Genomic DNA, 1,627 nt, shown 5'->3' with positions numbered 1-1,627 from the left:
ACCCGTTCCCATTCCGAACACGGCAGTTAAGCTCTTCAGCGCCGATGGTAGTTGGGGGTTTCCCCCTGTGAGAGTAGGACGCCGCCAAGCCATTTTAAAGGTCAGCCATTAGGCTGGCCTTTTTTGTTTTTAGTAAATCCTTTTACCTTCTCAGCCAGACAGTAGAAGAAGACCGTAAGATCTCGAAATCGCGGAGAATACATGGCTAATTCGTTTTCTTTATATATTTTCTAATAGCTTATTGGCTTGTTTTTATAAATGGTATGGGAATGCGGTGGGTATACGTTGATTTTTCCTGGAGAGTTAGCATTCAGAAATGGCTCCTAAACCATCATCCATTTAAAATGGTCTCTTCTTTCCTAATCATTGTAAAAAGCTATGATCACATTTGTGAATCATTTTTATTAACAATAAAAAAGATGATTGGCTACGCTGAGCCAATCATCTTTTTTAAAGTGGTTCGTGAATCTCCCAAGCAACTTTTAAAGAATCTACTATGAAATCTGCTACTTCATCAACATCCAAGTTATTTGTGTTCACTTTTGAATGATGATAGGAATAAACTTCTTGTCTGGTTTTAAAAAGGTCTTCAATTTCTTCTAGGCTTTTACTTTGCAAGACCGGTCTACTATCAATAAGTAAGCTAATTCTTTCTTTCCAATAGTCCCAAGATAAATCAAGGTAAAATACTATGCAATTGGAGAGGCATATATCTCTTATATCCTCTTGTAAAAAGGCCCCGCCTCCTAAAGAAAGTATTTTTAATTTTTGCTGGCTGAACCGTTCAATTACTTCCTTTTCTTTTTCACGAAAAGTCTTTTCCCCGAACTTCTTGAATATTTCAGTCGTGGGCATATTAAATTCTTTTTCGATTTCTTGGTCTATATCAATAAAGTCCCTATATAGTTTTTTAGCGACTTTTTGGCCTATTGTAGTTTTACCTACTCCCATAAAACCAATAAAAACGATACTTTGCAACCTCAAAGATGTATCTTTATTAACCACTTATGAATTCCTCTCCCCGCTAGATTACAATGATTTAAAGTAGCTTTCGATTTTTAAAAATAATTTCATTATAGTGCATGTTGGTAGAAATGTAAAAATATTATTTAAATATTTGGAAAACTGATCAATTGATTTACCCTCATTCCTAATAATAGAAGGAATGGTCGATAATTAATAGTCCATGCTTTAATTTGTATCATTAATTTTATAATGAGAAGAGTAATGATAGGATCCAACTCATGCTGTGCAATTGTGGATATTAATTAACGGATATGGTCATAAAAGAAAAAAACGAAAATACATTGACTTTGATGACAAAAAGGATTAATATAAATAAGCACCAAGTCAGTCAAACAAAAATTTCATCAACTTCTGGCAGATTGCTTGAAGAAATAAACAGTAAAAACTATTGACTTCTTATAATGAAAGTGATAAGATGAATTAGTTGCTGCTAACACAGTGACTAAAAAATAAGTTAAAAACTTCGTAGAAGTTGACAACTAATTGATAGTGTGTTATGATGGATTAACAAGTTGTTCTAACGAACAACGAGATAAATTGCTCTTTGAAAACTGAACAAAACAAAGCGCCAACGTAAATTTTGAGTGAGCACACACTATAA

1 protein-coding gene and 1 rRNA gene are annotated in these 1,627 nt (G+C 33.4%); one reads left to right on the top strand and one right to left on the bottom strand.

Features of this window, described 5'->3' with window-relative positions; all coding sequences use genetic code 11:
- Positions 1-90 (top strand): 5S ribosomal RNA (gene rrf, locus ACIQXU_RS20930); the annotation flags it as partial.
- A gap of 360 nt (positions 91-450) precedes the next feature.
- Here rrf and ACIQXU_RS20925 read toward each other — a convergent pair.
- Complete coding sequence (locus tag ACIQXU_RS20925) at positions 451-951, bottom strand: shikimate kinase (RefSeq protein ID WP_402876150.1); 501 nt, start codon at positions 949-951, stop codon at positions 451-453.
- Positions 952-1,627 lie beyond the last annotated feature (676 nt).

The organism is Peribacillus sp. NPDC097284 (genome assembly GCF_044761765.1).
GTDB lineage: Bacteria > Bacillota > Bacilli > Bacillales > DSM-1321 > Peribacillus.
Note: the sequence above shows the minus strand (reverse complement) of the source record. Positions and strands in the feature narration are given on the sequence as shown.